4 protein-coding genes and 1 pseudogene are annotated in these 7,254 nt (G+C 66.7%); 2 read left to right on the forward strand and 3 right to left on the reverse strand.

From position 1 onward, the window contains the following. Window positions 1–36 precede the first annotated feature (36 nt). Window positions 37–1,572, forward strand: a complete 1,536-nt coding sequence (locus tag VIM54_RS05730; RefSeq protein WP_331899808.1) for a sugar transferase — start codon at window positions 37–39, stop codon at window positions 1,570–1,572. After that, complete coding sequence (locus tag VIM54_RS05735; protein WP_331899809.1) at window positions 1,572–2,216, forward strand: acyltransferase; 645 nt, start codon at window positions 1,572–1,574, stop codon at window positions 2,214–2,216. The genes VIM54_RS05730 and VIM54_RS05735 overlap by 1 nt, the downstream gene beginning before the upstream one ends. Window positions 2,217–2,465: 249 nt before the next feature. Here the strand turns inward: VIM54_RS05735 and VIM54_RS05740 are convergent. From VIM54_RS05740 to recQ, 3 genes and pseudogenes are all read right to left on the reverse strand, one after another. Beyond that, window positions 2,466–3,888, reverse strand: a pseudogene (locus VIM54_RS05740) (N,N-dimethylformamidase beta subunit family domain-containing protein); the annotation flags it as partial. A 235-nt stretch (window positions 3,889–4,123) separates the two neighbouring features. Beyond that, window positions 4,124–5,083: a prolyl aminopeptidase gene (gene pip, locus VIM54_RS05745; protein ID WP_331899810.1), complete on the reverse strand. Its 960-nt coding sequence runs from the start codon at window positions 5,081–5,083 to the stop codon at window positions 4,124–4,126. A gap of 174 nt (window positions 5,084–5,257) precedes the next feature. Then, window positions 5,258–7,207 carry a DNA helicase RecQ gene (recQ, locus tag VIM54_RS05750; RefSeq protein ID WP_331899811.1) on the reverse strand — a complete coding sequence of 650 codons (1,950 nt, stop codon included), beginning with the start codon at window positions 7,205–7,207 and terminating at the stop codon, window positions 5,258–5,260. Window positions 7,208–7,254 lie beyond the last annotated feature (47 nt).

The raw sequence follows: 7,254 nt of genomic DNA on the forward strand, positions 1-7,254 counted from the left end.
ATCTGCTCGCCTCAAGGCGTCAACTGTGCGTGAGTCATGAGCGAGCTCGGCAACGCCCTTCCCGCTCGTGACATTACCCAGTCGGCGTATCGAGAACGGTACCGACACGCCGACGCGTCGAAATCGCCGCCGGCAGTTCTCGCAGGGACCGGGGTGTCCTGGGCGCGGCGGTTCCGCAGGAAACTCCTCGTCTCCGACACCGTCGTGATCATCGTCGCGGTCGCGAGTTCGCTGGTCGCGCGATTCGCCCTGGCCGCCGGTCCCGCCGGCGGATTCGGCATCTCGGCCGAATACGCTGCGCTCGCCGCCGTCATCGCCGGTGCCTGGATGGTGATGCTCGCGGCCTACCACTCGCGAGACGCCAGCGTCATCGGTGTGGGATTCGCCGAATACAAGAGCGTCGTCAACGCGAGCTCGCTCACGTTCGGGCTGCTCGCGATCGGCTTCCTCGTGTTCCAGGTGCCGATCGCCCGCGGCTTCTTCATCGTGGCTCTCCCGGCCGGTCTCGGCGGCCTCCTGCTCGAGCGCTGGCTCTGGCGACGCTGGCTCAACCACAACCGTGGCGAGGGCCACTATCTCTCGCGCGCGATCGTCGTGGGCGAGACATCCGACGTCAGCTATGTCGTGCGGCAGATCGACAAGAAGTCCGGCGCCGCGTACAACGTCGTCGGGGTGGCCCTCCCGTCGAACGAGCAGCTACCGATGCAATTCGCCAGGCACCCGGTCCCCGTGGTCTCCGACCTCGAGAGCGTCGGGGCCGCGGTGCGCAACATCGGCGCGGATGCCGTCATCGTCGCCGGCGAACCCGCCGGTCGAGGCCACTTCATCCGTGACCTGGGGTGGGAACTCGAGGGCACCGGCGCCGAACTCGTCGTCGCCTCCAGCCTCACCAACGTGGCCGGCCCGCGCATCCACTTCCGCCCCGTCGAAGGACTGCCGCTCATGCACGTGGAGCTGCCGCAATTCGAGGGCGGAAAGCACCTGCTCAAGCGGATGTTCGACGTGACGATGTCGGGCCTCGCCCTGCTTATGCTCTTCCCCGTCTTCGCGATCATCGCGATCGCCATTCGGCGGGACAGCGAGGGTCCTGTGCTCTTCCGGCAGGAACGGGTCGGCCGCAACGGCAAGACGTTCAAGATGCTCAAGTTCCGCTCGATGGTGCAGACCGCCGAGGCGGATATCGCCCTGCTACTCGACAAGAACGAGGGGTCCGGGCCGCTGTTCAAGCTCAAAAACGATCCGCGCGTGACGAAGGTCGGCCAGATCCTTCGCCGGTTCTCCCTCGACGAATTGCCCCAGTTCTGGAACGTATTCACGGGAGAGATGAGCCTCGTCGGTCCTCGGCCGCCGCTTCAGACCGAGGTGGAGGATTACGAACGGCACGTTTACCGCCGCCTCTACATCAAGCCGGGGCTGACCGGCATGTGGCAGGTCAACGGTCGCTCAGACCTGAGCTGGGAGGAGAGCGTTCGCCTCGACCTGTACTACGTGGAGAACTGGTCCCTCACCGGCGACCTCATCATCCTGTGGCGCACCCTTCGAGTCTTCGCCCGGCCGGTCGGGGCGTACTGATGATCGACCACGCACGCGCGGAGACGGTGAGGGGCGCATCGCGGCCCGAGGAGGTTCCGGCGCAGATCGCCGCCTCGGCGGACATCGACCCGCGTTGCCGGATTGGCGAGGGGAGCCTCGTCTGGCATCTCGCGCAGGTGCGCGAGTATGCGCAGATCGGCTCGGGCACCGTCGTCGGCCGGGGCGTGTATATCGGGCCGGGTGTGATCATCGGACGTAACTGCAAGATCCAGAATTACGCGCTCGTCTACGAGCCTGCGTTGCTCGAGAATGGAGTGTTCGTCGGGCCGGGTGTCGTGTTCACCAACGACGTCTTCCCGCGCGCGATCAACGTCGATGGGAGCCGCAAGTCCAACGACGACTGGGAGGCCGTCGGCGTCACCGTCCGCACCGGAGCATCCATCGGGGCGAGGGCAGTCTGCGTTGCCCCCCTCACGATCGGACGCTGGTCGCTCGTGGCCGCGGGCGCGGTCGTCACCAAGGACGTCCAGGACTACGCGCTCGTCGCCGGAGTGCCGGCGAAGAGGATCGGCTGGATCGGCCGCGCCGGAGCGGCGCTGCGCGACGAGGGAGACGGAGTCTTCGTCTGCCCCGTCACCGGAGAGAAGTACCTGGAATCGGGCGGATCGCTGGGGTTGGCATGACGAGTTCAGGGGGAGGTAAGCCGACGTTCGCGCGCCGCGCGATCGTCAGCGGGCTGGCCGCCGCCGCCGTCATTGTCATCGTCATCGTGACCCTGACTTTCACGTCGCTGTACTCTGTTCCGGTGACACCCTCCGCCCAAACGACACCGAGCGCGCGGGCGACACCGAGCGGGCAGTCGACGGGCCCGGCGAATCCCACCGCCACGCCCGCGCCGACAACCGATCCCGGCGCCGCGGCTCCCGCACCCGGGCGGAGAAGACGAGCGCGCCGCTCGACGCGCGGTACAGCGTGAGGTGATGAGTCGTCGTGCCAGGCACAACGGTGCTGCCGAAGTCCTGGAGGTACTGCGGCACCGCCCCGGTCGTCGTCGACAGCCGGATGAGGCCGGACTGGCGGAATCCGTTGTCGACATCCTCATCGGACTCGTAGCCGATCGTGTGAGCGGCGAGCGCCTGCGAGGTCCCGGGCGCAAGGGTAGCCAGACTCGTGTTGCGCCACAGTCGCGTCTTGCCTTCCGCCGCAGAGACGGTAACGGGAAGGTCGCTGAAGTTCGACATGTATTCGGTGCCGGTGAGTCCATTCTCGGGGAGGCCGGCGCCGTTGGCCTGCGAGGCGAACCGCGGGTCGCGCCAGGTGCCGGTCCAGGTCGGGCTCGGATCGAGCTTCGCGCTGCTCCACGTCTCCTTGTACGAGACGAGGGTGCGATACGGAGTCGCACTTGTGTCGGCGGATGGCTCGTAGCGGGTGTGCCAGTAGGCCTCGTTGCCGGAGAGAAACTGCATGTTCACGCCGGCATCCCTGGCGGCCACGATGTTCGCGCGCTGGCCCGTCGACCAGTACTCGTCGTGGCCGACGGAAAGGAACACCTTGTGGTTCGTGAGATTGGCCCCGAAGCGGTCGGTGTCCACCCCACTGAAGTAGCTGACGTCGTAGCCGTTCTTCTCCAGGAAGCGCACAAGGGGGTACTCGTTGGCGAAGTAGAAGTCGCGGCCCGAGTTGTCTCCTCGTGTCGTAACGGGGCGGTTGTAGCTGATCTTGTACGCCCGGCCGACGGCGCCGCCCTGGTAAGAAGTCGGAGCCCCCGTAGGTGTTGTAGGCCTGCCAGGTGGGATCTGAGGTCTGGAACAGCACGGTGGAGTGGCTGGAGACGTCGCGCACCACGAAGGTGATGTGGCTCTCGCCCCCGGTGTCGTTGCGATGCAGAAGCGCGAAGTAGACGCCGGAGACGGCGGTGCTCGGCACGGCCCAGGACGCGGACACCTTCCAGGTGCCGCAGTCGTAGAGCCCAGTGGTCGCATCCGTGATGCACTGGGGCTGGGTCTGCGGCAGCGTGGCCGATGGGGTGACCGTGGCGATCTGGCGGGCACCGAGCCCACCGTAATAGCCGGTGCGGTAGATCGCGATCGAGTACGCCTTGGCACTCGTGTTGATCTTGAAGTCGATCGACGACCCGACATTGACGCTGACGTCGGAGGAGAAGCCCTGGATCGATGGATCACCGGCTCCGGCGATGTCCCAGACCGAGGGGTCTGTTCCCGGTTTGCTGTTCTCACAGACGATCGGGTTCGAGCCGTTGCCGCACGGTGTAACGGCCTGGACGGGCTGGGGGTTCAACGCCAGAAGCGTCGAGCACACCAAAGCGAGAGTTGTGACAATGGCGGTCACAAACACAGCACGGCGTCTTCTTTTATCGCCAAAATGAGGCTCTCCTGACGTAACCGTGGGTGTTTTTGGAGCGCCTTAACGGCCGCACGCCGCTCCCTGTCTAGGTTTCTGACTGTCAAAGGAACAGAAACTTTCAGAACGGGAAAACGGCGTGCGAAATGCAAGACTATGTTTGAGGCGCCATTTACACAACCACGGCGTGTCGCAAAAGAACAAAGAAAATGCAGGTCAGGGCGAGCTCTCAGCCCTCGGCAAAGCGGTCGGTTGCCTCGACGAGGGCGCTGAGAATTCCGGGCTCGTCGAAGGCGTGGCCGGCATCCGGCACCATCACGAACTCGGCCTCCGGCCACGCGCGGTGCAAATCCCAGGCCGTCACCGGGGGCGTGCAGATGTCGTAACGGCCCTGAACGATGACGGCGGGAATGTCGCGAAGAACGCCGGCATCGCGAATGAGCTGGCCCTCGGCGAACCAGCCCTTGTTGACGAAATAGTGGTTCTCGATTCGGGCGAACGCGATCGCGTAGCGCGGCTCGGCGAAGATCTCGATCACCTCAGGGCGACGCAGGAGGGTGATCGTGGATGCCTCCCAGGTCGACCACGCGACGGCCGCCGGGCCGTGAATCGCCGGGTCCGGGTTGTTCAACAAACGGCTGTATGCCTCGATCAGACCACCGCGTTCATCGAGCGGAACGGGGGCGAGAAACGACTCCCACAGGTCGGGAAAGAGCTGTTCAGCGCCGCCTTCGTAAAACCAGTCGAGTTCGCTGGCCCGCAGCGTGAAGATGCCCCGCAGCACGAGTTCCGTCACCGAGTCCGGGTGAGTCTCCGCGTAGGCGAGCGCGAGAGCGCTGCCCCACGACCCGCCGAGCACGAGCCAGCGATTGACGCCGAGGTGCTTACGGAGTCGCTCGAGATCCGCCACGAGATGCCACGTCGTGTTGGTGGAGAGGTCGGCGTCGGCGTCGCTCGCATGCGGGAGACTCCGGCCGGAACCTCGCTGGTCGAGCAGGATGATGCGGTACTTCGACGGGTCGAACAGCCGCCGATGATTCGGGCCGCTCTCGCCCCCTGGCCCGCCGTGCAGGAAGACCGCCGGCTTGCCATCCGGATTTCCTGACGCCTCCCAGTAGATGTTCTGGCCGTCGCCGACCTCGAGCATCCCTGTCTCGTACGGCTCGATCTCGGGGTAGAAGCTTCGCATGCTCCGAGCCTAGGCGTCCGCCAGTTGTGAGTCGTCTCACCGAAATCGCAGGAGATTTGCGCTGGTCCGGTCGAAAATGCGCGATTTGAGTCTCTGTCGACGCGATTCTCCTGCGTCTTCGAAGCCACCGCCAGAGCGAAGCGCGGATGGATGCGCGCGGCGGGGCGGGATGGCTCAGGCCGACGCCAGAACGGCCAGAATCGCGTCGCCGTACCTTGCCAGCTTGTTCTCGCCGACGCCGCTCATGGTGCCGAGTTCGGCAATGGTCGACGGGTTGCCCGTCGCGATCTCGCGCAGGGTGGCGTCGTGGAAGATCACGTACGCCGGAACCCCCTGCTCCTTGGCCTCTGCCGATCGCCAGGCGCGCAGGAGGTCGAACACGGGAGCTGCTCCGGCCGGCAGGTCGGCGACCGCGGTGCGCCTGGCCTTGGCCGCGCGCGTCGGTCGCTCGAGCTCCCGCCGAAGCATCACGGCGCGCCGACCACCGAGCACGTCGGCGCTCGCCTCGGTGACGAGCAGAGTGCCGTAGCCGTCGCTGTTCACGGCGAGGAGGCCCTGGGCGAGAAGCTGGCGCACCACTCCCCGCCACTCCGGTTCGCTCAGGTCGGCACCGATGCCGAAGGTCGACAGACTGGCGTGGTCGTGCTGCGTGACCCGCGGCGTTGACTTGCCGGTGAGGATGTCGATGATCGCGCCGGCGCCGAACCGCTGGTTGCGTTCCCGCTTCAACCGCACCACCGTGGAGAGCAGTTTCTGGGCTGGGACCGTCCCGTCCCACGCCTCCGGCGGTGAGAGGCAGGTGTCGCAGTTGCCGCACGGCGTCGACGTCTCGCCGAAGTAGGCGAGAAGCTGCACCCGGCGGCACTCGATCGTCTCGCAGAGGGCGAGCATCGCATCAAGGTGGGCGCTCAACCGGCGACGGTGCTCGGCATCCCCCTCCGACGAGTCGATCATGCGACGCTGCTGCACCACATCCTGCAGCCCGTAGGCGAGCCAGGCCGTTGATGGCAACCCGTCACGGCCGGCCCGGCCGGTCTCCTGGTAGTACCCCTCCACCGACTTGGGCAGGTCGAGGTGGGCGACGAATCGCACGTCCGGCTTGTCAATGCCCATGCCGAACGCGATCGTCGCGACCATGACGATACCGTCCTCGCGCAGGAAGCGGGACTGGTTGGCGGCGCGCACGCGCGTGTCGAGACCCGCGTGGTACGGCAGGGCCGGGATGCCGTTCTGCACGAGGAACTCGGCCGTCTTCTCGACCGACGCGCGCGACAGGCAGTAGACGATTCCGGCATCCCCCGGATGCTCGGTGCGCAGGAGCTCGAGCAGCTGCTGCTGGGGCGCGTTCTTGCCCGCGATGCGGTACTGGATGTTGGGTCGGTCGAAGCTCGCCACGAAGTGCCTGGCGTCGGAGAGCTGAAGCCGTTTCTGGATCTCGAGGTGAGTCTGCTCGGTCGCCGTGGCCGTGAGAGCGATGCGCGGCACGGTCGGCCAGCGCTCGTGCAGCACCGAGAGCTGCAGGTAGTCCGGGCGGAAGTCGTGGCCCCACTGCGACACGCAGTGCGCCTCGTCGATCGCGAAGAGCGAGATCACCCCGCGGTCGAGAAGGTCGGCCGTGGCCGGCACCTTGAGCCGCTCCGGGGCGAGATAGAGCAGGTCGAGCTCTCCCGCGACGAACGCGCTCTCGACGGCGGCCCGCTGAGCCGCATCCTGGGTGGAATTGAGGAACGAGGCGCGCACGCCGACGGCGGAGAGGGCATCCACCTGGTCTTGCATGAGGGCGATGAGCGGCGAAATGACGACGCCGGTGCCCTCGCGAACGAGGGCCGGGATCTGGTAGCAGAGCGACTTGCCGCCGCCGGTCGGCATGAGGACGAGCGCGTCCCCGCCCGCAACGACATGGTCGATGATGGTCGCCTGGTCGCCGCGGAACGCGTCGTAGCCGAAGACCGTGTGGAGCGCCTCGGCGGGGGTCGCGTACTGCACGGGAGTCGCTCGGGCCGGAGGCCGGACGCGAGGCGGAGCGAATTCCCCCGGGGGATCCTCTGGATACGGCGGATCGTCGTAGGGGTCGGGCGGCGCTTCTGTCTCCGGATCCCAGGGGATCTCTGCGCTCCAACTCACTGGGCGAGTCTACCCGCGGCCGCCGACACGACCGGGCGTGCCCGGAG

The sequence above is a fragment of the Lacisediminihabitans sp. genome, assembly GCF_036569425.1.
In the GTDB taxonomy this organism is placed as follows: Bacteria; Actinomycetota; Actinomycetes; order Actinomycetales; family Microbacteriaceae; genus Lacisediminihabitans.

Bases quoted from the DNA above. Each gene is read 5' to 3' on its own strand.
- VIM54_RS05730 (WP_331899808.1), top strand. From the start codon at position 37: ATGAGCGAGCTCGGCAACGCCCTTCCCGCTCGTGACATTACCCAGTCG.
- VIM54_RS05735 (WP_331899809.1), top strand. From the start codon at position 1,572: ATGATCGACCACGCACGCGCGGAGACGGTGAGGGGCGCATCGCGGCCC.
- pip (WP_331899810.1), bottom strand. From the start codon at position 5,083: ATGCGAAGCTTCTACCCCGAGATCGAGCCGTACGAGACAGGGATGCTC.